The organism is Parvularcula sp. IMCC14364 (assembly GCF_030758415.1).
Lineage (GTDB): Bacteria > Pseudomonadota > Alphaproteobacteria > Caulobacterales > Parvularculaceae > Aquisalinus.
This window is the reverse complement of sequence record NZ_CP132334.1, coordinates 2,397,876-2,424,713: the sequence shown is the minus strand read 5'-3', so window position 1 is coordinate 2,424,713 and position 26,838 is coordinate 2,397,876. Positions and strand designations below refer to the sequence as shown.

Annotated in this window: 25 protein-coding genes and 1 pseudogene; 14 read left to right on the top strand and 12 right to left on the bottom strand. The window is 55.1% G+C overall.

The annotated features are described in order from the left end of the window. Window positions 1-76: 76 nt before the first annotated feature. A protein-coding gene (locus tag RAL90_RS11255) for an IS5 family transposase (protein WP_306250504.1) occupies window positions 77-840 on the top strand; the annotation gives its coding sequence in 2 pieces (ribosomal slippage) (window positions 77-410 and window positions 410-840; 765 coding nt in all). Between the two features lie 25 nt (window positions 841-865). Here the strand turns inward: RAL90_RS11255 and RAL90_RS11250 are convergent. Beyond that, window positions 866-1,584: pseudogene (locus tag RAL90_RS11250) on the bottom strand (IS5 family transposase); the annotation flags it as partial. 371 nt (window positions 1,585-1,955) lie between these two features. Between RAL90_RS11250 and ftsZ the strand changes: the two are divergent. The 5 genes from ftsZ to ligA all read left to right on the top strand — a co-directional run bounded on the left by ftsZ (window position 1,956) and on the right by ligA (window position 9,934). Beyond that, window positions 1,956-3,545 carry a cell division protein FtsZ gene (gene ftsZ, locus RAL90_RS11245; protein WP_306250637.1) on the top strand — a complete coding sequence of 530 codons (1,590 nt, stop codon included), beginning with the start codon at window positions 1,956-1,958 and terminating at the stop codon, window positions 3,543-3,545. A 257-nt stretch (window positions 3,546-3,802) separates the two neighbouring features. Beyond that, entirely contained in the window at window positions 3,803-4,741 is a 939-nt protein-coding gene (gene lpxC / locus RAL90_RS11240; RefSeq protein ID WP_306254055.1) for a UDP-3-O-acyl-N-acetylglucosamine deacetylase, read from the top strand. A 132-nt stretch (window positions 4,742-4,873) separates the two neighbouring features. Then, complete coding sequence (locus tag RAL90_RS11235; RefSeq protein ID WP_306250635.1) at window positions 4,874-5,710, top strand: outer membrane protein assembly factor BamD; 837 nt, start codon at window positions 4,874-4,876, stop codon at window positions 5,708-5,710. Window positions 5,711-5,897: 187 nt separating this feature from the next. Further along, window positions 5,898-7,796 (top strand): DNA repair protein RecN, encoded by a 1,899-nt coding sequence (gene recN, locus RAL90_RS11230; RefSeq protein ID WP_306250633.1) that lies wholly within the window; start codon window positions 5,898-5,900, stop codon window positions 7,794-7,796. Continuing rightward, window positions 7,796-9,934, top strand: coding sequence for an NAD-dependent DNA ligase LigA (ligA, locus tag RAL90_RS11225; RefSeq protein WP_306250631.1), 2,139 nt, complete (start codon window positions 7,796-7,798; stop codon window positions 9,932-9,934). The genes recN and ligA overlap by 1 nt, the downstream gene beginning before the upstream one ends. A 95-nt stretch (window positions 9,935-10,029) precedes the next feature. Here the strand turns inward: ligA and RAL90_RS11220 are convergent, their stop codons facing one another. From RAL90_RS11220 to aroC, 3 genes are all read right to left on the bottom strand, one after another. Further along, the gene (locus RAL90_RS11220) at window positions 10,030-10,338 is read right to left on the bottom strand and encodes a DUF6460 domain-containing protein (RefSeq protein ID WP_306250629.1); all 309 of its coding nucleotides are present in this window, start codon (window positions 10,336-10,338) and stop codon (window positions 10,030-10,032) included. A 76-nt stretch (window positions 10,339-10,414) separates the two neighbouring features. Then, the gene (locus RAL90_RS11215; protein WP_306250628.1) at window positions 10,415-11,269 is read right to left on the bottom strand and encodes a mechanosensitive ion channel family protein; all 855 of its coding nucleotides are present in this window, start codon (window positions 11,267-11,269) and stop codon (window positions 10,415-10,417) included. A gap of 104 nt (window positions 11,270-11,373) precedes the next feature. Further along, window positions 11,374-12,474, bottom strand: coding sequence for a chorismate synthase (gene aroC / locus RAL90_RS11210; protein WP_306250626.1), 1,101 nt, complete (start codon window positions 12,472-12,474; stop codon window positions 11,374-11,376). Between the two features lie 60 nt (window positions 12,475-12,534). Between aroC and pdxH the strand changes: the two genes are divergently transcribed. After that, window positions 12,535-13,212, top strand: a complete 678-nt coding sequence (pdxH, locus tag RAL90_RS11205; protein ID WP_306250625.1) for a pyridoxamine 5'-phosphate oxidase — start codon at window positions 12,535-12,537, stop codon at window positions 13,210-13,212. A gap of 3 nt (window positions 13,213-13,215) precedes the next feature. Here the strand turns inward: pdxH and purL are convergent, their stop codons facing one another. From purL to purC, 4 genes are read right to left on the bottom strand one after another with little or no spacing between them, the layout of a single operon-like run. Beyond that, complete coding sequence (gene purL, locus RAL90_RS11200) at window positions 13,216-15,957, bottom strand: phosphoribosylformylglycinamidine synthase subunit PurL (RefSeq protein WP_306250623.1); 2,742 nt, start codon at window positions 15,955-15,957, stop codon at window positions 13,216-13,218. Between the two features lie 6 nt (window positions 15,958-15,963). Next, the gene (gene purQ, locus RAL90_RS11195; RefSeq protein ID WP_306250622.1) at window positions 15,964-16,626 is read right to left on the bottom strand and encodes a phosphoribosylformylglycinamidine synthase subunit PurQ; all 663 of its coding nucleotides are present in this window, start codon (window positions 16,624-16,626) and stop codon (window positions 15,964-15,966) included. A 3-nt stretch (window positions 16,627-16,629) separates the two neighbouring features. Beyond that, entirely contained in the window at window positions 16,630-16,872 is a 243-nt protein-coding gene (gene purS / locus RAL90_RS11190; RefSeq protein ID WP_306250620.1) for a phosphoribosylformylglycinamidine synthase subunit PurS, read from the bottom strand. A gap of 3 nt (window positions 16,873-16,875) precedes the next feature. Next, window positions 16,876-17,682 carry a phosphoribosylaminoimidazolesuccinocarboxamide synthase gene (gene purC / locus RAL90_RS11185; protein ID WP_372340472.1) on the bottom strand — a complete coding sequence of 269 codons (807 nt, stop codon included), beginning with the start codon at window positions 17,680-17,682 and terminating at the stop codon, window positions 16,876-16,878. Window positions 17,683-17,855: 173 nt separating this feature from the next. Here purC and RAL90_RS11180 point away from each other — a divergent pair, with 173 nt between their 5' ends. The 3 genes from RAL90_RS11180 to RAL90_RS11170 all read left to right on the top strand — a co-directional run bounded on the left by RAL90_RS11180 (window position 17,856) and on the right by RAL90_RS11170 (window position 19,490). Further along, a complete protein-coding gene (locus RAL90_RS11180) occupies window positions 17,856-18,179 on the top strand; it encodes a DUF1476 domain-containing protein (protein WP_306250617.1) in 324 nt (107 codons plus the stop codon). A 27-nt stretch (window positions 18,180-18,206) separates the two neighbouring features. Further along, on the top strand, window positions 18,207-18,983 hold the full coding sequence (locus tag RAL90_RS11175; RefSeq protein ID WP_306250615.1) for an SDR family oxidoreductase: 777 nt from the start codon (window positions 18,207-18,209) through the stop codon (window positions 18,981-18,983). Window positions 18,984-19,091: 108 nt separating this feature from the next. Continuing rightward, window positions 19,092-19,490 carry a DoxX family protein gene (locus tag RAL90_RS11170; protein WP_306250613.1) on the top strand — a complete coding sequence of 133 codons (399 nt, stop codon included), beginning with the start codon at window positions 19,092-19,094 and terminating at the stop codon, window positions 19,488-19,490. Here RAL90_RS11170 and sseA read toward each other — a convergent pair. Together sseA and RAL90_RS11160 are read right to left on the bottom strand one after the other, a co-directional pair. Next, window positions 19,477-20,346 carry a 3-mercaptopyruvate sulfurtransferase gene (gene sseA / locus RAL90_RS11165; RefSeq protein WP_306250611.1) on the bottom strand — a complete coding sequence of 290 codons (870 nt, stop codon included), beginning with the start codon at window positions 20,344-20,346 and terminating at the stop codon, window positions 19,477-19,479. The genes RAL90_RS11170 and sseA overlap by 14 nt on opposite strands. Beyond that, window positions 20,324-20,722, bottom strand: coding sequence for a thioredoxin domain-containing protein (locus RAL90_RS11160; RefSeq protein WP_306250608.1), 399 nt, complete (start codon window positions 20,720-20,722; stop codon window positions 20,324-20,326). Before RAL90_RS11160 ends, sseA begins: the two co-directional genes overlap by 23 nt. A 183-nt stretch (window positions 20,723-20,905) precedes the next feature. Here RAL90_RS11160 and RAL90_RS11155 point away from each other — a divergent pair, with 183 nt between their 5' ends. Together RAL90_RS11155 and RAL90_RS11150 are read left to right on the top strand one after the other, a co-directional pair. Next, window positions 20,906-21,142 carry a hypothetical protein gene (locus tag RAL90_RS11155; protein ID WP_306250606.1) on the top strand — a complete coding sequence of 79 codons (237 nt, stop codon included), beginning with the start codon at window positions 20,906-20,908 and terminating at the stop codon, window positions 21,140-21,142. A gap of 106 nt (window positions 21,143-21,248) precedes the next feature. Then, window positions 21,249-22,262 carry a response regulator gene (locus RAL90_RS11150; RefSeq protein WP_306250604.1) on the top strand — a complete coding sequence of 338 codons (1,014 nt, stop codon included), beginning with the start codon at window positions 21,249-21,251 and terminating at the stop codon, window positions 22,260-22,262. Between the two features lie 16 nt (window positions 22,263-22,278). Here the strand turns inward: RAL90_RS11150 and RAL90_RS11145 are convergent, their stop codons facing one another. Continuing rightward, on the bottom strand, window positions 22,279-22,689 hold the full coding sequence (locus RAL90_RS11145) for a response regulator (RefSeq protein ID WP_306250602.1): 411 nt from the start codon (window positions 22,687-22,689) through the stop codon (window positions 22,279-22,281). Between the two features lie 11 nt (window positions 22,690-22,700). Then, entirely contained in the window at window positions 22,701-25,037 is a 2,337-nt protein-coding gene (locus RAL90_RS11140) for an ATP-binding protein (protein WP_306250601.1), read from the bottom strand. 134 nt (window positions 25,038-25,171) lie between these two features. Here RAL90_RS11140 and RAL90_RS11135 point away from each other — a divergent pair, with 134 nt between their 5' ends. Then, window positions 25,172-25,918, top strand: a complete 747-nt coding sequence (locus RAL90_RS11135) for a YdiY family protein (protein WP_306250599.1) — start codon at window positions 25,172-25,174, stop codon at window positions 25,916-25,918. Window positions 25,919-26,080: 162 nt separating this feature from the next. Further along, window positions 26,081-26,815, top strand: a complete 735-nt coding sequence (locus RAL90_RS11130) for a TVP38/TMEM64 family protein (RefSeq protein ID WP_306250597.1) — start codon at window positions 26,081-26,083, stop codon at window positions 26,813-26,815. The last annotated feature ends 23 nt before the right edge of the window (window positions 26,816-26,838 follow it).

Below are 26,838 nucleotides of genomic sequence, written 5' to 3'. Positions count from 1 at the left end.
GCTAGCTAGGCTCAGGACCTATTAATCTTGTGATCTGATACGAACGGTGATTCAAGATTGCAAAGGAGGCTTTGCAATGAGCGATTTGATTTGGTTATCGAAAGAGCAGTTGTCACGGATTGAGCCGTATTTTCCTTTATCCCATGGTGTTCCGCGCGTTGACGACAGGCGTGTATTGTCCGGGATCATCTTCGTGATCCGCAACGGTTTGCGCTGGCGTGATGCGCCGAAGGAATATGGTCCGCACAAGACTTTATACAATCGCTTTATCCGCTGGAGCCGCTTGGGCGTTTTTGATCGCATCTTTTCGAACCTGTCTGCGCAAGGGGACGTTTCCGAAACGCTGATGATTGACGCCACGCATTTGAAAGCCCATCGCACCGCGTCCAGCCTTTTAAAAAAGGGGCTTTTCCCAGGCACATTGGACGCACAAAAGGCGGCTTGAACTCAAAACTTCACGCCGTTGTCGATAACATGGGACGCCCGCTGATCATGTGCCTGACGGCTGGACAGACAAGCGATCATATCGGCGCAAAGCTGATCTATCCGGCACTGCCGGAGGGCGCGAAAACCCTGATCGGCGACAAGGGTTACGATAGCGATGAGTTTCGCAGTGCTCTCACCGCTAAAAACATTCAGCCCTGCATCCCACCGCGAAAAGGACGGCGTCATCCAGCGGAGTTTTGCGAAACTCTCTATAAACAACGCCACAAAGTCGAGATCATGTTCGGAAGACTGAAAGACTGGCGGCGCGTCGCCACCCGCTATGACCGCTGTGCTCACACATACTTCTCAAGCATCTGCATCGCAGCTACGATAATCTTCTGGATCAATCAATGAGTCCTGAGCCTAGGGTGTGGACTCAATTGATCCAGCATTTTGCTGCGAAGAGATATATCATGTTGATGAAGTTCCTTCGAGATTTCTCGAACCGTGTAGCCAGCCGTCTCATGTCTTTCATTTTGCAGAAGAACCGCTCGACAATATTACGCATGGCGTAAAGGCTGGTGTCATGCGGGACCGGATTGCGCGCATTGGACTTGGCGGGAATAACCGCCAACGCACCTTCATCGGCGATATCGCGCCTGATCTTCGCACTGCCATAGGCTTTGTCCAGGACCATCGCCAGAGGCGGCATCTCCCAGTCGAGGAAGACATTCATCACCTGGCTGTCATGAACATGGCCGCCAGTGACCTCAATGCGCAATGGCCTGCCATTTTCATCTACGGCCACGTGAACTTTGCTTGTGCGACCGCCCCGTGAGCGTCCAATATCTTCCGCCAGTTCCCCCTTTTTGAGCCACTCGCTGCGCGGTGAGCTTTGACAATCGAGGCGTCTATGAAGATCAGACTGTCCTCACATTCTTCAGCGAGCGCATCGAATATGCCCTTCCAGACGCCGCGCTCGCCCCACCTGTTATACCGATTGTAAGCAGTCGTGTACGGTCCATATCGTTCCGGCAAGTCCCGCCATGGCGCGCCTGTGCGCAAAATGTAAAAGATGCCGTTCAGGATCGTACGATCATCTTTGCGCTTCGGGCCGCGGCTAACCTTTGGCAACAACGGTTCAATCACCGCCCATTCTTCATCCGACAAATCAAACCGCGCCATTTAAGACTCCCTTTCGGAAATCCCTGAATCACGCTTTGCACAAACAAATCAATCAGTTAAATTGGGTACAGACCCTAGTGAGATCAGGACAAGTTTTTTCATTGAACTTCCTACGATACCGAAAAACGACACGATAATTGTGTGAGTCAAATAGACCAGAAACTTTACCAATATTAACAAAGGTTAATGATTTTGCGTCAACAGCAATGCCCCGGACAAATTTTCCGTATGTAAGAAATACGCCATCCGGTAACGTCTCGTTAACCATTTGGTAACGGACATGACTGATTCTTTAACCATAATCCTTTCGCCGCCCTGCTGTCCTGTTTTCCCGGAGTGACCCCATGCCCCTGAACCTGAGTGTGCCAACCGTGACTGAACTGAAACCCCGCATTTCTGTGATTGGCGTCGGTGGCGCTGGTGGCAATGCGGTCAACAACATGATTGAGAGCCAGCTGGAAGGCGTGGAATTCGTCGTGGCCAACACGGACGCGCAGGCGGTTGGTCTGGCGCTGGCGGATCACAAGATCCAGCTTGGCACCGCCTTGACGCAAGGCCTCGGCGCAGGGTCCCAGCCGGAAGTCGGCCAGGCCGCCGCAGAGGAGAGCCTGGCGGAAGTCATGGACCTCATTTCCGGCTCCAACATGCTGTTCATTACCGCCGGCATGGGCGGTGGCACGGGCACCGGTGCGGCGCCCGTCATCGCCAAGGCAGCGCGTGAGCGGAATATTCTCACCGTGGGTGTCGTCACCAAGCCATTCCATTTTGAAGGCGCGCGGCGGATGCGCATTGCTGATGCAGGCATTCTGGAGTTGCAGAAATATGTCGATACGCTGCTGATTATCCCGAACCAGAACCTGTTCCGCATTGCCGATGACAACACAACCTTCGCCGATGCTTTTGCCATGGCCGATGAAGTGCTGCATTCCGGTGTGCGCGGCATTACCGACCTGATGATCGTTCCTGGCCTGATCAATCTTGACTTTGCCGATGTGCGCTCTGTCATGTCCGAAATGGGCAAGGCGATGATGGGCACTGGCGAGGCAGAAGGCGACAAGCGTGCCTCGGAGGCGGCAGAAGCGGCGATCTCCAATCCGCTGCTGGATGAAGTTTCCATGAAAGGCGCGCGCGGTGTTCTCATCAACATCACCGGCGGCATGGACATGAAACTGTTTGAGGTCGATGAGGCCGCCAACCGTATTCGCTCGGAAGTTGATCCCGATGCGAACATTATTGTCGGTTCTACCTTCTCCAGTGAACTGGAAGGCAAGATGCGCGTGTCCGTGGTTGCCACCGGCATTGACGCAGAGCAGAGGCTGGTCGTGTCGAACCAGACTGCGCAGGGCACAGCGCCTGTTGCACCGCCTGTCCAGCAAGAAGCCCGCCCATGGCTGGGCGCGATTGCCCCGGCCACAACAGTGGACGTGCCGGACTTGCCCATGTCTGATCTCTCGGTTTCTGATGACGGCGATGTGACCATTCCGGCCACACATGAACTGTTCACGGAAGAACCAGCGGCACCTGCATCAAATGTGGGTCAGGCAAGGGCCACTGAAACCGGGCACGTGCCTGCCGCCGCCAGCCTTGCCGCCACAGAAGAGGCGACAAACCCGGTCGGCGATGTGCATGAGCGTATCCGCAAATTGCTGACAGAAGATGCCGATGAAGCAGACACCGGTACCCTGCGCCCGGCGACAGAAGCGGGCAACAAAGGATTGCGCAATCCGTTCCGTGAGGAGCAGAAGTCAAACCGCTCGCCACTCAACTCGGCCGTCAATCTGTTGAAAGAGACTTTCGGCGTGGACCAGCCCGCCACGCCCCCAGCGCGCAAACAGCAACCGCGCCGCAAGTCGGAAGCAGATGACCTGTTCCGCGAAGAGCGTGATCCGGATCTCGAAATTCCGGCCTTCCTGCGACGCAAGAACGGCCGCTAGAGAGTCCCCCAATTCAGGATCCGGCGCGCCCCTTGACCGGGCGCCGGATGTTACAGAAATTAACCTGTAATAACAGATGGTTAACCGCTGTCTGTAGTATTATGTAACATACCTTTATTTGAATGCGCGCGCCCTTGCGCATATTCACATTGTCCGGTGGGGGCAATTTTAATCCGGCCAATCTTAAGTATGGTCAGGCTGTAGTGTAGGGCGTAATTCCAGTGTTCGATCAGTTAGACACACATTCATCTTTTCTCATGCAAACCACTGTCAGAACATCTGTCTCTTGTGCGGGGACAGGGCTGCATTGTGGTGAGCAGGTGAATATGCAACTGCATCCGGCACCCGCTGGCACCGGCATCATCTTCCGCCGCATCGATCTTCTGACCTGCAATAGCCTGGATGCGCAAGCCGCTTCCCTGCATCAGGTTTCCATCAAGGCCTCACCGGCAAATGTGGCTGGTACCCAGCTTGGGACGTCGCTGGTGAATGACCATGGTATCGAGATTTCCACTGTCGAGCATCTGATGGCAGCCTTCGCAGGCTATGGCGTTGATAATGTCATTGTCGAAGTGGACAATGCCGAGCTGCCGATCATGGACGGAAGTGCCGAGCCCTTCCTCAAGCTCATCGAGCGCGCGGGCCTGCGCCAGCTGAACAGCCCGAAATTTGCCTTGCGCATCAAGGAAAAAATCAGTGTCCAGGACGGGGACCGCTGGGCCTATGCGCTGCCGCTGGATGAAGATGAAGTCCCAGGTTTCAATATCGATGTGCTGGTCGATTATATCGACCCGGCCATTGGCAAGCAGCGTGCCTCAATGACCGTCACACCGGCAGAGTTTCAGGCCAATGTCGCCCCGGCGCGCACCTTCTGTTACCTGAGCGACGTGGAGGCCATGCGCGCGCGCGGTCTGGCGCTGGGTGGCTCCTATGATAATGCCATCGTTGTCAATAACGGCCAGATCGAGAATGAAGGCGGCCTGCGCCTCAGCAACGAATTCGCGTCCCACAAGGCATTGGACTTGCTGGGCGACCTCTACCTGCTTGGTATGCCGTTGCAGGGCCGCGTCACCGCCTTCAAGCCGGGCCATGACATGAACACGCGCCTTGCCAGAGCCATTCTCGACAATCCGGACAAGGTCGAGCTGGTCAGCGTCAGCAATGCCGATGCTGAAAGCGTCCGTGCGCAGGCCTGATCCGCGCCCACGTTTCTGATTTTTAAGCCATTTTGACCCGCAACCCGCCCTCTGGAGGTTTGACCCGCCTGCGGTTTGCCAATAAGACATTCTGGAAAAGTGTTACTGGCATAAGTTTAGGAGCCATCGAATATGCGTATTGCAACCACTGTCTCTGTCAAAGCCCTTGCCGCCGCCTGCGCACTGGCTCTTGGTCTTGCTGCCTGCTCCGGTAACGACACGGACGCCCGGGATAAATTCGCGTATGTAGAGCGCCCGGTCGAGGCACTGTATCAGGAAGCTGTGGACAACATGGAGCGCCGTCGTTTCGACGAGGCGATCCTGTTCTTCGACGAGGTCGAGCGCCAGCATCCATATTCTTCATGGGCCCGCCGCGCCATGCTCATGTCAGCTTTCGTAAAATATGAGCAGACACAGTATGAAGACGCGCTGGCCGACATTGAGCGCTTCCTGTCTATTCACCCGGGCAACAAGGATGCACCGTATGCATATTACCTGCGCGCCATGTGCCATTACGAGCGCATCCGCGATGTGGAGCGTGATCAGGACATTACCCGAAATGCGCTGGAAGCCCTGAACGATGTCATGCGACGTTATCCGGACACGGAATATGCGCGCGATGCCCGCCTGAAGCTGGACATGACCTACGACCATCTGGCCGGCAAGGAAATGGAAGTGGGGCGCTTCTACCTGCGCCGCAACCAGCATGTCGCCGCGATCAACCGTTTCAATAATGTGGTCGATAATTTCCAGACCACCAGTCACACGGAAGAAGCGTTGCACCGTCTGGTCGAAGCCTATCTGGAACTGGGTGTCCTGCCAGAGGCGCAGCGCCATGCGGCAATCCTGGGGTACAATTATCCGGGTGGGGAATGGTATGAAGATACATATCGCCTGTTCCGCAGCCGCAATCTCGAGGACGTGTTCGAGGCCGCCCAGGAACAACGCACCGCCCAGGTCGACGGCTGAGCAATTCCAATACTGACATTTCAGTCTTTCTTCGCTGCGCTTTTGGCATAGCGGCAAGTAAACTTACACAGGCTGCCTGATCCGTTCTCATAAAACTGTTGCGGGAAAACTGATTGTTCTCTATATGTTCTATATCCGAATCCTGCTTGGGATGCCGTCATCCCCGCAGTGAATGGGAAAAGGAACGATGGATCTGGATTTTTCAGTTCGGGATAATGAGCGTCTTGAGGTATCCGGCAGCGCCGATACCTTATTGGGGCTGGCAGATAACGGCACTCCTAAAGCCGGGAACAAAAAGTCAAAACGCAGCCGATCATGCGCCAGCGTGAGATCAAGGTCGGCCTTGGCACAAGCACGGCTCAGGGAGTTGTTCATTCAGGATATTGTCCTGATCGAGCGGCTCACAATCCCGCTCGCTGACGGCCTGACGGCGCTCACCGGTGAAACCGGGGCAGGAAAATCCATCATGCTTGATGCGTTGGGCCTGGCCATGGGGGCTCGGGCGGACAAGTCTCTTGTCCGGCAGGGGGTAGCATCAGGGATCGTCAGTGCCGCCTTTGATGTGCCGACGGGGCACGCAGTCTGGCAGGCGCTGGCCAGTAATGGATTTGCGGAAGATATCAGAGATCAGGGAGAGATCATCCTGCGCCGTGTGCAGGAGGCTGATGGTCCCTCCCGCGCCTATATCAACGACCAGCCTGTCAGCATCAGTCTGCTACGTGAGATTGGTGCCGCGCTGATCGAAGTGCATGGACAACATGCGGGTCAGGGGTTTCTCGAAGTTGCCGCCCATCGCAGTCTGCTGGATGCTTTTGGCGGTCTGGAAGGACAGGTCAGTGCGGTTAAAGCGGCGTGGCAGCGTGTGCAAGCTGCGCGCGACACGCTGGATGAGAAAGAGGCGGCGCGCGATGCCGCCCTGCGCGAGGCCGATTATCTGCGTCATGTGGTTGAGGAACTGGGTGCATTGGCCCCAATGGCAGATGAGGAAGCCGCGCTTGCATCCCGTCGTGCGGCACTCATGGCCGCCGAGAAGGTTGCCGGCGAGATGGAAGAAGCTGCCAGTTTGCTCAATGATGATGCGACGGAGCGTCGCCTGACCTCTGTTCTGGCGCGGTTGGAAAAAATTTCCCCGGCTGGGCGGGAGGCTGCGGGAGAAGCCTCGGGCGCGATGACAGATACAGCATTGATGGAGGTTGTGACGCGCATTGATGCAGCGCTGACCGAACTGGCGGAAGCGCGGCAGACTGTTTCAGCCGCGCTTGAGAAATTTCAATATGATGCTGACGAACTGAACACAGTAGAAGAGCGACTTTTTGCCCTGCGTGCAGCCGCCAGAAAATATAATGTCCTGCCGGGGGACCTTCATCTGCATCTGCAACAGTCCGTTGAGGCCCTCAATCTCCTGGACCGGGACGAAGAGACCTTCGAGATCCTGAAAAAAAATCTGGCTGACGCGCGAGAGGCCTATGGCAAGCGTGCAGAAATGCTCTCTGCTGCCCGGCGCAAGGCGGCAGCAAAACTCGACAAGGCTGTCAAAAAAGAGCTTGAGCCGCTGAAGCTCGGCAAAGCGGTGTTCAAGGTCGAGGTGCAGACAGGGCAGGACTTGGCCGGCGCGACGGGCATCGACCGGGTGCAGTTTCTGATCTCGACAAATCCCGGGGCGCCGCTTGGTCCCCTGAAGCAGATTGCCTCAGGGGGGGAGCTGTCACGCTTTGTTCTGGCGCTCAAGGCGGCACTGATGGCACAGGAAAACCGGACCGTGATCATTTTTGATGAAGTGGATGCCGGGATTGGCGGCGCCGTTGCGGATGCGGTGGGGGAGCGTCTTGCAAAGCTGGCGGCCAATGCGCAGGTACTTGTGGTAACACACGCGCCGCAGGTGGCCGCCCGTGCCCGGGCGCATTTTCAGGTGGCTAAATCCGGCAGTAAAAAAATTACCACCCGCATTGCTGTTCTTTCACCCGAGCAGCGCATTGATGAAATCGCCCGAATGCTGTCAGGTGCAAAAATTACACAGGAAGCGCGTGCCGCCGCCGTCCGGCTGCTCGAGCAACCTGCCACTGGAGCAAAGAAGACAACTGCCTGATGACAGACCCGGTCAAAAGCACACAGCCAAAAGACGCCCTGAAAAAAAAATCTGTAGAAGCCCTGACCCGAGAGGAAGCCAGCGAGGAATTGGCGCGGCTCGCAGCAGAAATAGCGCAGCATGACGTGGCCTATCATCAGAAGGATGCACCGCAGATCAGCGATGCTGAATATGATTTCCTGCGTCGCCGTAATGAGCTGATCGAGGAGCGCTTCCCAAAACTGGTGCGCGAGGACAGTCCGTCAAAAAAAATCGGGGCGAAGCCGTCAGGCCGGTTCGAGAAAGTAAAGCATACGGTGCCGATGCTCTCTCTGGGCAATGCGTTCAATGATGAGGAAGCGCTGAAGTTTGATGAGAGCGTCCGCAAATTCCTGAATGTGCCGGATGAGGATGCCCTGGCCTATGTTGCCGAGCCCAAGATTGACGGTCTCTCAGCCAGTTTGCGGTACGAGGACGGGCATTTCGTCCTGGGTGCAACGCGCGGGGACGGGCAGGAAGGCGAGAATATTACCCTCAACCTGCTGACCATGCAGGCGATCCCCCGGGAAATAAAAAATGCGCCGGAAGTGCTGGAAGTGCGCGGCGAGGTCTATATGGCCAAAGCGGATTTCCTTGCCCTGAACGCGGCGCAGGAAAAAAAAGGCGAGAAGGTCTTTGCCAATCCTCGCAACGCCGCTGCCGGTTTTTTGCGCCAGAAAGACCCGGCCAATACAGCCCGCGTGCCCCTCGGTTTTTTTGCCTATACATGGGGCGCTGTTTCAGCCCCCTTCGCGCAAACCCAGTGGGATGCCTTGCAAAAATTTTCCGAGTGGGGCTTTGCCACCAATCCGGACACAGCTCTTTGTCAGAACATGCAAGAGGTGCTCGACGCCTATCGCGGGATAGAGCGGCAGCGTGCCAGCCTCGAATATGATATTGATGGCGTCGTCTACAAGGTGAACCGGCTCGATTATCAGGAGCGTTTGGGCTTCCGCTCGCGCACCCCGCGCTGGGCAACGGCGCACAAATTTCCCGCAGAGCAGGCGACGACCATTCTGGAAGAGATTGATATTCAGGTCGGGCGCACAGGGGCCCTCACGCCCGTTGCCAAGTTGCAGCCGGTCACGGTTGGCGGCGTCGTTGTCTCCAACGCCACATTGCACAATGAAGACGAGATCGCCCGCAAGGATGTGCGCAAGGGCGACACTGTTGTTGTGCAACGCGCCGGTGATGTGATCCCGCAGATCGTGGAGGTCATCCTTTCAGAACGCAAAAAAGGCGCAAAAAAATTTCAGCCCCTTGAGGCGTGCCCCATCTGTGGCAGCCATGCCGTGCGGGATATCAATGCCAACACGGGCAAGGAGGATGCCGTGCGGCGGTGCACGGGCGGGCTCATCTGTCCGGCACAGGCGGTAGAGCGCCTGAAACATTTTGTCTCCCGTCAGGCACTCGATATTGATGGTCTGGGGGCAAAGCAGATCGAAGCATTCTTCACGGATGGTCTGGTAAAAGAGCCAGCGGATATTTTCACGCTGGAAATGCGCGATAAAAAAAGCCTTACGCCGCTCAGAAACCGCGAGGGTTATGGCGAAACATCCGTGCGCAATCTCTTTGCCGGCATCAATGACCGCCGCGCGCCGGATCTTGCGCGGCTCATTTTTGCTCTTGGCATCCGCCATGTGGGGGAAACCACAGGCCGCCTGCTCGCGCAGACCTATGGCAGTTTCGAGGCTTTTCAGATCGCGGCAAAAAAAATCGCTGCTGGCGATCAGGCAGCAACGGATGAGTTGATTGCCGTTGATGGCATCGGCGGAACCGTTGTGGCAGCCCTGGGCGATTTTTTCGTGGAGCAGCATAATCTCGAAGCTGTCGAGAGACTGCTCGCGGAAATATCACCGCAGGTCGCAGAAAAAGTACAGTCAGACAGTCCCGTGTCGGGTAAAACGGTTGTGTTCACCGGCAAGCTGGAGCTGATGACACGCGATGAGGCAAAAGCCCGCGCCAGTGCCCTTGGGGCAAAAGTATCAGGCTCTGTCTCGGCCAAAACCGATATTCTTGTGGCTGGCCCCGGCGCCGGGTCAAAACTGACCAAGGCACAGGAACTTGGTATTCAGACGATGACAGAGGAAGAATGGCTGACCCTTATCGGCACTACATGATCCGGGCCTTGAAGGCCGCAAGTCATGCATTGGCTATTCCGGGTGATCAAAATCCCGTCACGCAGAAAGGTCAAAAAGCACTCAGGCGTGGAAATTTATTTCCGTAGGCTGAATAATTTTACCACAGCCCAGACGGGCACAACAATGACCGCGCCGACAGCAATATAAATCAGCGCCGTGCGCACAGTGCTCCAGCCGGTGTCGAGGAAACGCTCTGCCAGTTCGTAAATGCCTCTGGCGAGGCTTTCCCAAAGTTCAATCGGGGAAATGCCTGCCAGGGTCAGGACGGCACCGACCAGAAAACTTGCCACAAGCAGCACGGAAACAGTGCGCAACCTAGCACCGAAGCTACCCGTCCCACGGGTTGCCGGGCCATTATCGTGAAAGGAATTATCATCTACCATATAACTATATTAGGCATTCTGCGGCAGGCCTGCAATGGGTGAAAACAAGGCACGCCTGCTCAGCAGAGACAGTTCGTCAGCCCTGTTTCTGGATCTCGATCGTCGTCGGGAAGGGGATATTCACGCCCTGCGCGTCAAATGCTTCCTTGATTTTCCGGTTCATGTCCCATTTCACCGCGAAATAGTCAGAGCCTTTCAGCCACATGCGCACGGTGAAATCGACCGAGAAGTCACCAAGGCTGTTGACCTCAACGAGCGGGGCAGGCGTGTCCTGCACGCGCTCGTCATCCTTGATGATCTGCAGGATGATGTCACGCGCCTTGCCGATGTCATCATCATACGAAATGCCAAAGACCATATCGAGGCGACGGTCGGTATTCGCTGAATAGTTGGTGATCGTATCATCCCAGATTTTACCGTTCGGGATAATGATCTTCTTGTTGTCTACGGTTGCCATTTCAGTCGTGAAGATTGTGATGTCCTTGATCGTCCCGGCTTCTCCTCCGGCTTCCACATAATCACCGATTTTGAATGGCCGGAACGCGAGCAGCATCACGCCAGACGCAACATGGCCCAGCGTACCCTGCAGGGCGAGGCCGATGGCAAGGCCCGCCGCACCAATGACGGCGGCAAGGCTGGTTGTCTGCACACCGAAGCTGCCCAGCACCATAACCAGTACGAGCGCAAGAGCGGCATAGTAAACCAGACTGGAAATAAACCCGATCAGCATCGCATCGAGCTTGCCGGTGCGTGTCATGACTTTCCTGATGGCGCTCTTTATACGCCCGGCCACAAACAGGCCAATAATCAGGATAATGAGCGCACTGACCGCACTCATACCCCATTCAGCCGCTTTCTCCGCCAGTGTATTCATCAGCACCTGTACATTTTCAGAGCTCATATTGGCCGCATCGCCTGTATTTTCCTGCATCTCAATTCTCCTCTTTATTCCAGTTCACATTCGGTCAGATCGCGCCAGAGGCGCGTTAGTTCCCTATGCCAGAAGTACGTTCCCTGCATTACGCCAAAGGCGTATCATCCACATTGTGCCCGGTGACGCAGGGCATGATCGGCCAGCACACAGGCTGTCATGGCGACAGCCACCGGCACGGCGCGAATACCGACACAAGGGTCATGCCTGCCTTTTGTGACAATTTCTGTCTCTTCGCCTGATTTGGTGACAGTCTTGCGCGGTGTCAAAATGGAAGAAGTCGGCTTCACCGCAAATCGCGCCACGATGTCCTGTCCTGTACTGATGCCGCCCAGCACGCCGCCGGCATTGTTGGACAGGAAGCGTGGTCCGTCATGCCCGGCGCGCATTTCATCGGCGTTGCCCTCACCGGTCAGTGCAGCGGTTGCCATGCCGGCACCGATCTCCACTCCCTTGACGGCATTGATGGACATCAGCGCGGCCGCAAGGTCGGTATCGACTTTGCCATAGACCGGCGCCCCAAGCCCGGCGGGTACGCCCTGCGCGACCACTTCAATTATTGCGCCGAGGGAGGAGCCATCCTTGCGGGCCTTGTCGAGAATACCTTCCCACTGTTTTGCTGCCACGGGGTCCGGGCACCAGAGAGGGTTATCGTTGACGCTGTTCCAGTCAATCCGTTCACGGTCTATACCATGCGGGCCCATCTGCACCATGCCGGCGTGAATTTTCACCGCCCCGCCATAAAGCGTGGTCAGCACCTGTGCGGCGACAGCCCCGGCGGCCACGCGCGAAGCGGTCTCACGGGCGGAGGAGCGTCCGCCGCCGCGATAATCGCGCAGGCCGTATTTTGCTTCGTAGGTGTAATCCGCATGGCCCGGGCGATATTTGTCGCGAATATCCGAGTAGTCTTTCGAGCGCTGGTCCACATTCTCGATCATCAGGCAGATCGGTGTGCCAGTGGTGCGCGGCCCATCGCTGCGATCATCTTCAAAGACGCCGGACAGGATTTTGACGGCATCCGGCTCGCGACGTTGTGTCACGAATTTTGAGGTGCCGGGGCGGCGTTCATCCAGCCGTTGCTGGATCATTTCCGGCGTCAGGGTGAGTCCCGGCGGGCAGCCATCCACCACACAGCCGATCGCCGGCCCGTGGGATTCCCCCCAGGTTGTCACGCGAAACATCTTGCCAAACGTATTATCAGACATAAGTTTGTGTCATATCAATCACTTGCTCATACTACTAGACATGTTCCGGAGGCATTTCCAATGGCAGATGAAGGTCTGATCCCCAAAACGCCTACAGCCAAAGAATACAAGGCTGGCAAAGAGGCTTTCAACGTCGCAGAAGACCAGGGTGAGGTGTTCACGTCGGATGATCCTGTTGATCTGTTCATCAACTGGTTTCAACTCGCGCGAAAGCACGAAGTGAACGACCCGAACGCCATGTCTCTGGCCACAGCAGATGCGGGCGGCCTGCCGGATGTGCGCGTGGTGCTGCTCAAGGATGTGAGCAGGAGCGGCTTTTCATTTTATTCCAACAGCGAAAGCGCGAAAGGGGAAGAGTTGAGCGCCAACCCGCAGGCAGCATTGTGTCTCCACTGGAAATCCATCCGGCGGCAGGTGCGTGTGCGTGGCCAGGTTGAAGCGCTCAGCAACAGCGAATGCGATAACTACTTTGCGGAGCGCGCGCGGGGCTCACAGATCGGCGCCTGGGCCTCTTTTCAGTCGCGCCCTCTGGAAGACCGGGAAATTCTCCGCCAGCGCGTCACCGATTATGAGGAAATCTATGAGGACAGGCCCGTGCCACGTCCTGAAAACTGGATCGGCTGGGTTGTGCGCCCCCAGACAATAGAGTTCTGGGTCAACCGTCCTTTCCGCCTGCATGACCGGCTGCTCTTCACGTCGTCACCGGAAGGTTGGCAGCGATCCTGGCTGTATCCCTGATCGTTATTCTTTTGCCACGGTCTCAAGTGCGAGGGCGTGTAACTCGCCGCCCATCTTGCCTTTCAGGGCCTTGTACACCAGTTGGTGCTGCGCCACGCGGGACTTGCCGTTGAACGCCGCAGAGATGATCCGTGCTTTATAATGATCGCCGTCTCCGGCAAGGTCTTCAATCTCGACCTCAGCATCGGGCAGGGCTTCAAGGATCATGGATTTGATGTCTTCTTGTGCCATGGGCATGGTGGCTGTCTCCTTCTGCGGGGTCATGAGCGCGGGCAGTGTACCCTGATGAATATCGACAAGATCAATCAGGCCGATCATATCTTCCTCGTCCAGAATAATATCTTCACCACCGAACATTCCCAGTTTGGTGGCCTGAATACCGGCCATGGAAGCTTTCAGGATCAGGCTGTCGGCCGCATCAGTAGAGACAGCGACAAGGTAGCGTCCCTGATCTTCGCCAAACCAGTAAGCGGCCCGGCGCTCCTTTACCGGCGTTGTCAGCATCAGGCCAAGGCCGGCGCCCATGGCCATTTCAGCCGCTGCAACCAGCAGTCCACCATCGGCCACATCTGTCACGGCCGTGGGCAAGCCATCCTGAATGATCCTGCGGATGAACTCACCGGTCTCACGTTCTGCTTTCAGGTCAACCGGTGGCGGTGCTCCCTCAATGGAATCGAACAGATCACGCATATAGACTGACTGGCCAAGCCAGCCACGCGTGATGCCCAGCGCCAACAATGTGTCACCGGCTGTGGCCGTATCATTGCGGGCTGTGTGCTGAACATGTTCAATCAGTCCGACGCCGCCGATGGCGGGTGTCGGCGGGATCGCCTGACCGTTGGTTTCGTTATAGAGCGAGACATTGCCGGAGATCACTGGATAAGCGAGGGCTTCACAGGCTTCTGCCATGCCTTCGATGCAACCGACAAACTGGGCCATGATTTCCGGGCGCTCAGGGTTGCCGAAATTCAGGCAGTTGGTGATGGCCAGGGGCTTGGCACCTGCCGCGCAAAGGTTGCGCCAGGTTTCGGCAACTGCCTGTTTGCCACCTTCATGTGGGTCAGCCTTGCAATAGCGCGGCGTGACATCGGTAGAGATTACCAACGCTTTAGTTGTGTCATGCACGCGCACCACGGCGGCATTACCGCCCGGCGGCACGACAGTGTCGCCCATGACGGTGTGGTCATATTGCGACCATATCCACGACCGGGCGCAAAGGTCCGGTGTACCCAGAAGATTGGCCAATGCCATGAGCAGAGTGTCGCCACCGGGCTGGTCCGCCAGTGAAACCTCTTGCGCATTGAGCTCAGATGCAGCGCCGACTATCATCCCCGTCTCGGCCAGATTATCGGCCGCCTGCGTCAGGCCTGCGACCGCCGCTGCATCAGCTTCCGGGTGCAGCCGGACGTAAAGCTCTGCCTTGCCGGGAGCCGCTGACCAGCCGGCGGCTTCGACAGCGGTAATCTCGCTCAGCTTTTCCTCGATCAGGGCTTCGGCCAGCGCGCCCATTTCCTCAACGGGCTTGTCGGCACTGAGCGTGATCAGTGCTTCGCGTATGGTAACACGCGGATCCGCCAGCGGTGTCGGTTTCTCTGCCTTAGTATAAGGACGATCATAATTCGGGGCATCATCGGCCAGGGGCGGCACAGGCATGTCTGCCTGGATGTCGCCCAGATGCCGGATCACCAATCGACCCGTGTCAGTTGTCTCGCCGATCACGGCAAAGTCGAGATCCCATTTCTCGAATATTGCCCGGGCTTTTGCTTCTGCCTCTGGCTTGATGACCATCAGCATGCGTTCCTGACTTTCTGACAGCATCATTTCATACGCCGTCATGCCAGTTTCGCGTTGGGGTACTTTGTCGAGGTCCATGTCAAAACCGCCGCCGCCTTTCGCGGCCATTTCCACAGAAGAAGAAGTGAGCCCGGCGGCACCCATATCCTGAATGGCGATGATGGCATCTTCTGCCATCAGCTCAAGGCATGCTTCCAGCAGCAGTTTCTCGGTAAACGGATCACCAACCTGAACGGTCGGGCGCTTTTCTTCCGATGCATCGTCAAACTCGGCAGAGGCCATGGTCGCGCCGTGAATGCCGTCACGGCCCGTCTTGGCCCCGACATAGACAACCGGGTTCCCGGCACCGCGTGCAGCAGAATAGAAAATCCTGTGCTGTTCGGCCAGTCCCACACACATGGCGTTGACGAGGATGTTGCCATTATAACCGGCATCGAAATTCGTCTCTCCACCAACTGTTGGCACGCCCATGCAGTTGCCATAACCGCCAATCCCGGCCACTACACCAGACAGCAGGTGCCGCGTCTTCGGGTGGTCGATGGCACCAAAACGCAACGCATTCATGTTGGCCACTGGGCGCGCGCCCATCGTGAAGACATCGCGCATGATGCCACCCACGCCAGTCGCTGCGCCCTGATAAGGTTCGATAAACGACGGGTGGTTGTGGCTTTCCATTTTGAAAATGGCAGCGAGTTTCACGCCGTCCGGCCCATCGCCAATGTCGATCACCCCGGCATTTTCACCGGGCCCACAGATCACATGTTCTGCTTTCGTCGGCAGCTTTGCCAGATGCCGGCGAGATGACTTGTAGGAGCAGTGTTCCGACCACATCACAGAGAAAATGCCAAGTTCCAGCAAATTAGGCTCCCGGCCCATATGCCCTTTGATACGGTCATATTCTTCCGGCGTGAGGCCATGGTCGTTGATTACGTCAGGGGTGATTGTGGTCATCACAGATCATCCAAATGCTTGAATTGCGGAATTGAAAAAAGCTGTGCCGTCTTCACCGCCCAGCAGGGGTGAAATCACGCGCTCCGGGTGCGGCATCAGGCCGAGAACATTGCCTTTTTCGTTGAGGATGCCGGCGATGTTCCGGCTGCTGCCATTGGGGTTCGTCACATACCGAAAGGCAACGCGGTTGTCGCCCTCAAGGCGGTTTAGCGTTTCCTCATCAGCTGTGTAATTACCATCATGATGGGCAACCGGAAAATCTACATAGGGCTTTTCCGCCAAACCTTTCGTGAACTGACTGTCGCTGTTGCTCACCTGCAAGGTCTGCATTCCGCAGACAAACTCAAGCCCCGCATTGCGCATCAGGGCACCGGGCAACAGGCCGGTTTCCGTGAGGACCTGAAAGCCATTGCAGATGCCCAGAACAGGCACGCCAGCTTCTGCTTTTTTCACCACGTCCTGCATGATGGGGGAACGCCCGGCCATGGCGCCGGAACGCAGATAATCACCATAGGAGAAGCCACCGGGCAGCAGAATAAAATCTGTGTCCGGCAGACTGGTTTCACCATGCCAGACCATATCTGGCTTCTGACCGGTCGCCTGGTCAAGCGCGACAGCGGCATCCCGGTCGCAGTTTGAAGCAGGAAAAACAATGACGCAGGATTTCATGGCTTACCCAACCAGCTCAATCTCGTAATTTTCCATGACCGGGTTGGCGAGCAGCTTCTTGCACATATCTTCGACCTTGCTGCGGGCGCTTGTCTCATCTGTGTCGGTTAGTTCCAGTTCAATCACCTTGCCCTGCCGAACTCCTGAAACACCCTCGAACCCGAGACCGGCGAGGGCCCCTTCAATAGCGTTCCCTTGCGGATCAAGTATCGAGGGCCGCAGGGTTATATGAACACGCGCTTTCATCGCTCAGTCCTTCTTGTCGTCATTGTTGCTGACCAGCACAGGGCCTTTGGTATCGGATATTTCTTCGGTATCGGATATTTCTTCATTTTTGCGCAATATGCCCAAGCGTTTGGCAACTTCTGTATACGCATCGGTCAAGCCGCCAAGATCCTTGCGGAAGCGGTCCTTGTCCAGAATCTCTCCGGTTTCAATATCCCACAGGCGGCAGCTATCCGGTGAAATCTCGTCTGCCAGAATGATCCGCATGAGATCACCATCATACTGGCGACCAAACTCGACCTTGAAGTCAATGAGCTGAATACCAACACCTGCAAACATGCCGCACAGATAGTCATTGATGCGCAGGGTATAGGCCATCATGTCGTCTATTTCCTGCGGATTGGCCCAGCCAAATGCATTGATCTGGTCTTCGGAGACAAGCGGATCGCCCAGTTCGTCTTTTTTGTAGTAGAACTCAACCACAGGCCGGGCGAAAGGCTCGCCTTCCTTGAAGCCGAGCCTTTTGCAGATTGAGCCAGCCGCGACGTTGCGGATCACGACTTCGAGCGGAATAATCTCCACATGATAAATCAGCTGCTCGCGCATGTTCAGGCGTTTGATGAAATGCGTCGGGATGCAAATCCGCTCCAGACCGAGCATGACAAACTCGGAAATGCGGTTGTTGAGCACGCCCTTGCCTTCAAGCACAGCATGTTTCTGGTTGTTGAAGGCTGTGGCATCGTCCTTGAAATACTGGATGACGGTACCGGGCTCAGGCCCTTCATAGAGAATCTTGGCCTTGCCTTCGTAAATCTGCTTGCGACGCGCCATGCGGTGTTCCTTGAGATAAAGGGAATCGGCCTGCTTGCCGGAAAGCTTCGCTAGCATGTCCGGCAGGCTCTGCAAAGGGAGTCTTTTTGTACACCCGGCGCGGATTTCTGCTTTGTATGGCGCAGGTGAACACCATATGTAAGAAAGAAACTTTACCCCCGGAAGGAGATACCATGAACTCGTTTGATGATCGTCAGGACCGCTTTGAGAAAGAATTTGCCCACAGCGCTGAGCTTCAATTCAAGGTCGATGCAAGGCGCAACAAACTGGTTGGGCTCTGGGCAGCGGAACTTCTGGGCAAATCCGGCGATGAAGCCGCCGAATATGCCAAATCAGTCGTCATTGCTGATCTTGAAGAGGCGGGTGATGAAGATGTTTTCCGCAAACTGCGCGCCGACCTTGATCAGGCTCCGAAACCTGTTTCAGATAAGGAAATCAGAAGCAAGATGGATGAGCTGATGCCCGTGGCAAAACAGCAAATCCGCGACGGGGCTTGATCGCCCCTTACAGAAAAAGGGGCAGTCATGGGACGTCTGGACGGAAAAAAGGCTTTTATCACGGGCGGCGCCCAAGGTTTGGGGCGCTGTTTTGCTGAAATGTTTGCAGCCGAGGGCGCAGCGGTCGCCATCACGGATGTGCAGGCAGACGAAGTCCGCAAGACAGCAGAAGAGATCAACCAGGCGCATCCGGGCAAGGCTTTCGCCTTTACCCATGACGTGACCTCGAAAGAAGACTGGGAAACCTCCCTTGCCGGTGCAGCCGATGCGATGGGGGGAATATCCGTGCTGGTCAATAACGCCGGTATTGGCGGGGCCTGGGCAAATATCGAAACTGAAACATGGGAAATGTATCGCAAGGTCATGGACATTGATCTCGATGCGATTTTCGTCGGCACACAACTGGCGATGCCATACCTGAAGGATAACCAGCCGGGCTCGATCATCAATATTTCCTCTATTGCGGGCGTGCGCGCTGACGGAAATTTCCTTTCCTACAATGTTGCGAAAGCCGGTGTGCGGATGATTTCCAAATCCATTGGCCTTCACTGCGCCAAGGCCGGATACCAGATTACCTGTAACTCCATTCACCCGGTCTTCACGCGAACGGCGATTATCGAGCCGATGACATTGAGAACGGGATCACAGGAAGAGGGCGAGGCCAAGCTGGCCCGTCAAATTCCCATGAAGCGCATCGGGGAGCCATCGGATATCGGCTATATGGCGATTTATCTGGCGTCTGATGAAGCGAAGTTCATTACTGGCGCTGAATTCATGGCAGATGGCGGCATGACAGCACGCTGATGAGACGCTTTGCAGGCGCTGCCTGCCCACATTTGTGTGAACTGATGTGATTGGTATAATCACCAAAATTTGCGTCTCCGGTTGATATGTATTCAAGGGAACGAAATTATGGTGAGACATATTCTCGCAGTATTGCTGGCTGCGGCACTGATTTTTTTCGGGGTGCAGAAATTCGGGGCTGAGAATTTCATTTTTGAGCGTATCGCAGAGCGCTCCGGCATCAGCCTTTTTGAGCCGGGTGTACGCGTTCTGACTGGCCTTTTGGAAGTGACTGCGGGGCTGATGCTGATTTTACCGCGCACGCGCAGTTATGGTGCAGTGCTTGGCACAGCGCTCGTCGCGGGAGCGATCTTCTTTCACCTGACACCATGGCTCGGCATCCACACGCCAGCTTCTGCCGGGGGTGAGGAGAGCATTGGTCTGTTTATGACAGCGGTAACTGTGTTTGCCCTGTCACTCGCCAATCTGTTTTTGAACCGCACTGGCTTGCCTCTTATCGGCAGATGAATGCATCGGGCAACTGGCCCCATTCGGCCCAGGACCCGTCATAAAGGCAGGTTCTCTCATGCCCGGCAAGGGCAAGGCCCAGCGCCAGAATGGCAGCCGTGATCCCTGACCCACAGCTGACAATAACATCTGTGTTCGCCGTGATACCAGCTTGGCTCAGATGGCTGCGAATTTCCTCCACAGTTTTCATGTGGCCGTTTTCGATCAGACAGCTTGCGGGCAGGTTGTGTGAACCGCTTATATGTCCGCTTTTCAGGCCAGGCCGTGGTTCTGGCGCGCGGCCAGCAAACCTATCAGCAGGGCGCGCATCGAGGATCATGGCAGATTCATCGGCAACGATTTTTTTCAACTCTGTCAGTCCAATGACCTTGCCTGCCTCGAAGAAAGTTGAAAAATCTCCTGGCTCAATATGTACCGGCCCGCTTTCAAGCGGATATCCATGGTCAATCCAGGCCGGTAGGCCGCCATTGAGTATCTGCACATTCTGTACACCCATGATGCGAAGTGTCCACCACACGCGCGGAGCAGAAAAGATCCCGGTACTGTCATAGACAACCACCCGGTCGGTGCCTGAAAGACCCAGGTCACGCGCTGCTGCATCAAAATAGTCCGGCGAAGGCAGCATATGAGGCAGGGGACTTTGCTGGTCTGCGATGCCGTCTATATCAAAAAATACAGCGCCCGGAATATGCTGCGCCTCGTATTCCGTTTTGGCAACCCTGTCCGGGTCAAGGTGCCAGGAGGCATCAATGATTTTCAGATCAGGTTTGCCCAACGCTGCAAAAAGTGCGTCTGATTCAATCAGATAATCAGGCCGGTCCGGCAGGTCTTGTTCAATCAAGTTGCAGGGCCGCATCAAAAGCCTGGTGCATCAGGGCGACGGACATGCCTGCGCCGACCCGCCCCCGGAATTCACCATCGACCACAATCACCGCATAGCCGGTTTTGACATCATTCAGCGCGACCTTGTCGGCAACCCCCAGCGCTTCGGCTTTCTGTGCTTCCACCAGCAGGCTTTCATAAGTCATGTTGGTGTAGTCCAGACGGACAATATCAATTTCTCCATTGTCATACGTGTTCACCGCTTCTTCCAGCACAGGGTCGAGAATTTTGCAGGCAGAACACCACTCCGCCCAGTAGACCATGGCGGTGGCGTCTGCTGCACGCGCCTGTGATGACAGGGCGACAAGGAACAGGCTGCTGACGGCGGCAATTATGGATTTCAGGGACATGTTCGAATGCTTCCTTATGGGACAGGTGTATCTGCATGGGAACCTAATCGCAAACAGGCCGCATGCACAGTCACAATCAGGTGCGCAAAACCCGGTCAAGAGCAGGAATCCGGCCGACTTTAATTGAAAATAAAGACACGTCACGGATGATATGGTGGGGAGTTTAGGACAGGGATAAGCAATATGAAGCCTGACGTCATTCAGTCACTTGTAAATGAAATCAACGATGACCCGACCGTGCTCGCGCTGCTGTGCGGTATGCAGGACGACGCCATGATGCGGCTTATCCGGGCATGTGTCGAGATGGACCCCGAACATCGTCACGGCATTGCCGGCCTGATCGAAGGGCTCAAGGTCAGTTACGAAGAAGTTATTATCGAAAATGTGGTGGAAGTTGAACCATCACTTGAAACAGTCTGAGACTTGTTGCCGGCTAGAAGAATTTAACAGTCTGCCATTTTGATTATTCTTGCTTTAACCATAAGATCTTATTCTCTGTCCACAATTTTCAGGACAAGGGTGTGCCATGCATATTCATTATATTGAAGATGACGAACTTGACGCGAGTGTGCTGAAGCGTGCCGCAAAAACCAACGACACCCTTGATGTAACCGTCAGCAAGTCTCTTGAAGACCTCTCCGAGACGCTGGCGGCGCGGCCTGCAGACTGCATCCTGCTGGATGTCCTGCGACCTGAATCTGTGTCCATTGAAGATGATATTGCCAGAGTGCGGCAATATACAGATGCACCTATTGTCTTTATTACCGGGGGAAATGCCGGTGAATTGCGATTGCATGCGACGCGCGTTGGCGCTGATGCAGTTATTGACAAGGAAGACATTTCGCCGGCTGTGCTAAAGCAGATTTTCTACAATATCAGTGCACGCCATCAGGCGACACCTCAGCCTGTTGAAACTGCTGCCGCAAAGGGAACTGAGACACCAGAACCGGGTAAAGCACCGGCAGTTTCACTGAACTATCTGACTGACGGGCTGTCAGTTCTGCATGAGATCATGAAAGACAACGGCCACAACCGGACCGCTGATTTTGTTCAGGAATTACTGGAGACAAGCGAAGCCATCCGTGCCTACCTCACCAGTGATCTGTCAGGTACTGCTGAAATTGCGCTCCACACTATTTTGCGGCGTATGCAGAGCAGAGCGCGCGATATTGCGCGTAACAAGAAAATCCGTTTTTCAATGGAATGCGATAATACCTGGTACGCTCAGGCGGGCGATGAGACGCTGGCCAGACTCGGATTTCAACATTTTGTGGAGGGCGCGTTGCGGGCCTGTCCTGCCGACAGCCAGTTGCTCTTTTTCGCGGCCTGCCATGGCGAAGGCGTCAAGCTGATGCTTTATTTTGACAGACAGATTTTGCCGGATGCTTCCATCTTTTTCAGTGATGCCACACCGGCAGGCTCAATCGGGCAGGAATCACACTCTTCATTGCGCCTGGGGGCTGCCATTCTTGGCCTCAAGCCGGAAAACGTGCAGATCACGACATCTGGTACCGATCAGATGGTGACGGTTATTCTGTGAGGAACTTACCGGGTGCCTAACCCGTCAGCCTGACTTCATCCAGCCAGAATTCTTTCAGCCTCAGGACTGTTTGCTTGTAACCGCCCGGGCTGTCAGGCTTGACCAAATAGGCATTTGCATGTCTGGCATAGCACTCCTCAATATCTGTCTGACTGTCAGATGTTGAAAGGACAATCGCAGGAATTTTCTTCAATTCTTCATCAGACTTGAGCGCCGTCAGTAACTGCCGACCATCCATACCGGGCATATTCAGATCAAGGATAATGAAGCAATGGGAATGGTTCTCTTTCAACACGTCGAGCGCTTCCTGCCCATTACGGGCAGTGTCTATGATCAAGTCATCATTGTCCGCATCGGCTTCCAGGTATTTCTGGACAAAACGCAAATCAATCGGGTCATCTTCCACGAGCAGAATTCTTCTGGGCATATCTGCGTCCTTCAATAATAGGGTACTTCAAGAACGAAACAGCATCCGTCCTGATATTTCGGGTCTATGCGCAATGCGCCTTTGTGCAGATTTGCAATCCTGCGACAAAGCGCCAGTCCAATGCCTGAACCCTCAACTTCTTCTTTGTGATGCAGGCGTTTGAAAGGTTCGAAAACCTTTTCATGAAACTCTTGCGGAATACCAACGCCATTATCCTGTATACGGATTTCATGCACAAGTTTGACAGGGTTCTGCAGGGAACTGATCTTGATCACAGGGCGGTCAGCGCCGGCATATTTCACGGCATTGGCGAACAGGTTCTGGAACAGCTGTGCGAGCAGGTCTTCTGCCCCCAGCACAGTTGGTAATGCGTCAAATAAAATTTCGGCCTGGCTATCGTCCAGCACCTCTTCCAGTGATGCACTGGCTCTTTTGACAACTGAGGCAATATCCACAGGGAGAAGTTTGATCTGTTGTGTGTCGAGACTGAACAGGTGATACAGGTTTTTCACCATGGAGCGCATGTTCTGTACGGACGTTTCGAGATTTTTCAAAGTCTCAAGCGCGTCTTCGGATACAGCTGAATCAGCGATTTCGTCATGTAGTAATTGCGAGAACATGGCGGTTTGCCGCAATGGTGCCTGCAGGTCGTGGGCAGCGACAAAAGCAAATTCCTGCAGGTTCTTGTTGAGTTTTTCCAACTGTTCTTCGCGTTGTTTCAGGGTTGTTATGTCACTGGCAACAACAAGCAGCCTCTTTTCGCCGGAGGGAACCTCGAGCGGAATTTTATCGGTGCTGACCCAGCCCTGATCGCCATGTAAGGGCGTGTAGGATTCCACAATATTGCGCAGAGGCATGTTGCTGTTGATGACGGCGAGATCATCTTCATGATACTTTGCAGCCATTTCCGGGAAAAGTTTGTAGGTATCAGCATTTTCCAGGTCTTCCGGGTCTTCAAAACCCATTGACTTTGCAGCAGATGTGTTAGCGTGCAGGATCGTATTTCTGTCATCCTTGTACCAGATGCGTGCGGGCATGTTGTTGAACAGAATCTGCAACTCGTCCCGATTGTTGCGCAGCGCATTTTTTGATTCGATGAGTTTGATCCGTGCAGACAATATATCTGCCATCATGCTAGCATTATCCAGATCACTGTCAGAAAAGGGGCTGTTTTTTGCTTCAGGCCCCAGAAAACAGAGCGTTCCGTTGACCCGCGTCTCAGTCATCAGGGGCGCGCCGATATAGCAACCGAACCCGGCACGTGAAAACTTCTCGTGTACTGATTTCAAATCATGCAGCGCCACCGGTGCCTTTTCTCTCACCACCGCGGCGCAAACTGTTTCGCTCAACGGTAGCGTGTCTCCTGAGCTTACGGGCAGATTGCCGATTGTCTCAACAAGCTCATAGGTTTCGCCGTCATTGCGGGCATAGATGCCAAACGGGCAATCAAAAATTTTCCGCCCAATCTCAAGAATGCCCTGTGCGAACATATCAAGATCAAGGTCTGTATCAAGAGAAAGAAGGTGCAGTTCCTTCAGGGCAAGCTCGTAGCGCTTTGCGGGTGTGATTTGGGAGAAGTTTATCGTGACGCCGTCTTCACCGGTCTGCACCGCCTTGATGCGGAACCAGTCCTTGACGTCGTCCTGATTGTAATGGACTTCAAATTCCGCAGCCCGGCCCGTCGTCGCGACTTGATGATAGATGTCATAAAGCCCCTCGGCTTCATTGCCTGGAAATTCTTCCAGCAATGTTTTGCCGAGTAACTGCTCAGGTGTGCGCCCGGTTAAAAGGGCATTGGCTTCATTTGCGGCGACAAATCTGTAATCAACGACATCGCCTTGCTCATTCCGGACGGGCGTGAGGCTCAGGATCCCGGCTTCAGATGAATCGAGGAGTGACTGGTTGAACTGGGCGTACCGTCTTAGCTGTTCGGTGTGTTCACCGGGACGTACTTTCTCGCACGCGAAACAGACAAGCAGCGTCTTGTTCCCGGAAGATTCGATATGCAGACGGACCTCTGCGCTATAAACAGAGCCATCCTTGCGGTGATAGTCCGCGTCCATTTCTGGCATGGCTGCTGCCTGTCCGGCATCAGGGGCGATTTTGCAGGCAGAGAGTGCCTCAAACAGATCATTGCTGATGGCCCGCAGGGAAAGCTGTTCTGCTTCTGCAGCCGTGTATCCCAGATTGGTTCGTGCCTGTGCATTCGTGAACAACACATCCCCGCTGTTAGCATCAACCACCAGTGCCTCGCAGGGCAGGCTTTCCAGCACCGCCGCGGGATTCAGGGTATCAATGCCTGAGTTTTCTGCTCCGGCAGAAAAAAAAGCGGTTGTTGATCCGTCCATGGCATGTCGTCTTTGGGCAAAATTGGACAATACGATCTCGACTATAGGTGATGTTCGGCCGCCGCCACAACTATTAAGGGAAACTCTCGCGTTAGAATCATGTTTTAAGAAAAAAAATTTTCGGCAGGATTAAAATGATGAAAACCATTCTAGGTACTTCGCTAACCATAGTTTGGCTGTCTGCGGTTCCCGCGGTCTGCGCACAGGAAACTGGCAGTGAGTGGGAAGGGTCTGTTGAGTTCTCGGCAGCGAACGCGACAGGTAATTCGGAAACAACAAATCTCGGCTTAGGGCTGGTGGCCAAGCGCAAGGTCGGTCGGTTCCTGAACACGATCACCTCCGCAGCAAATTTTGCTGAGTCAGAATCTCTGGAAACGCAAAATAACTGGCTCGTTGCCTATCAGGTCGATTTTGACCTCGATGACCGGACATACGCTTACGGGCGGGCCCAGTACGAGGAAGATCAGTTTTCAGGGTTTGATAACAGACTGTTTCTCGGGGCGGGACTTGGCAGGTTCCTGATTGAGCAGGAAGGCAAGGTCTGGAAAGTGGAAGGGGGCCCCGGCTACCGGCTCTCCACGATTGAAACACCGGCACCACCTGTCCCGGCCGGTTTTGACGAAGAGGAGTCAGAATTCGCACTTTATGCTTCGAGTGACTTCGATATGACCATCCGGGAGGGCGTGGACCTGACCCATGATCTGGCCTCGACCTACACGCAGTCCAACACAACCGTGACAACTACTGTCGGGCTGGTGACGCAGTTGACAAATGCACTTTCCTCCAAGCTTTCCTACCAGGTTGATTACGAAACTGATCCGCCGGTTGGCCGCGAGGATACGGATACGCTGCTCAAAGCCTCGGTTCTGTTCACCTATTGAGCGGGCAGGCGAGGCGGATCAACGCCGCCGGAACGCAAAAAAATTATCATAGGATAACTCCTGCATTGCGTTACACTATAACTTTCTGCTAGGACGCGCCTTCAGGTAAGACAGCATCCTGCGTCGGATGCTTGTCGTGTACACAGGGCAGGGCGCAACCGGATGGTAACTCTTTTTCAGCTGATTGGCCGGTTTCTAAATAACATGGATGCCAGAGCGTGGGTGTCGCTGCTTGTTTCAGTGGCTTTATTGGCGTTTGTCCTGCTTATGCTTGTCTTTGGCGGCGAGCTTCTGCAGCTCGATCAGGGGCGCGTACAGGAATTGATGGTCGGCATCTCGGAGTCGCCATTCGCGCTTTTGGGCGTGATTTCTGTTTTCTGCCTGCTGGCGATGACTGGCTTTCCGCAGACGCTGCTGATTGCTGGCGCTGTAGCTGTCTTTGGCCCGCGCGATGGCGCGATCAATGCCTGGATTGCCACAATGTGTTCCGGCACGCTGACATTCATGATGGGTAATATCTTCGGCGGCCGCTTTGTCAGCCGTCTTTCTGCCGGGCGGGCAACCCGCATGATCGGCACGATCCAGCATCACGGCATTCTGTCCACGATGATGATCCGCTGGATACCCTCTGCTCCATTTATAGTTGTCAACGCGATGGCCGGGGCTGCACGTATTTCCATCCTTAAATTCTGGCTTGGAACAGGCCTTGGTATTATCCCGAAAATCATTTTCATTGCCGCGCTTGGCGGTCAGGTCGATGAGATACTCAAATTCTTCACTAACCGGGACCCGGAACATCTGTTTATTCTGGCGGCTATCATTGTTGGCTGGCTGGTTTTCCTGTTGTTCGTGCGGTGGCTTTTCATGCGCCTTCGGCTCCGCGACGCCGGGCAGTAAATCTGGCCTCGCAGCCTGACGGT